Below are 296 nucleotides of genomic sequence, written 5' to 3'. Positions count from 1 at the left end.
ATGACCGACACGTCGCTGCGCGACGGCTCCCATCACAAGCGCCACCAGTTCACCCTCGACGAGGTCGGGGCGATCGTCGCGGCCTTGGATGCGGCGGGGGTGCCGGTGATCGAGGTCACCCACGGTGACGGGTTGGGCGGGTCCAGCTTCAACTACGGGTTCTCCAAGACTCCCGAGCAGGAACTGATCAAGCTGGCCGCCGAGACCGCGAAGGAATCAAAGATCGCGTTCCTGATGCTGCCCGGGGTGGGCACCAAGGAGGACATCAAGGAGGCGCAGAACAACGGTGGGTCGAT

1 pseudogene is annotated in these 296 nt (G+C 64.5%); it reads left to right on the top strand.

Annotation, left to right across the window (positions count from 1 at the left end):
* Nucleotides 1-296 (top strand): annotated as a pseudogene (locus ACZY1G_RS27815) (4-hydroxy-2-oxovalerate aldolase); the annotation flags it as partial.

It is taken from the genome of Mycobacterium sp. IDUB_5, assembly GCF_055419565.1.
This window is presented reverse-complemented; position numbering and strand designations above follow the sequence as displayed.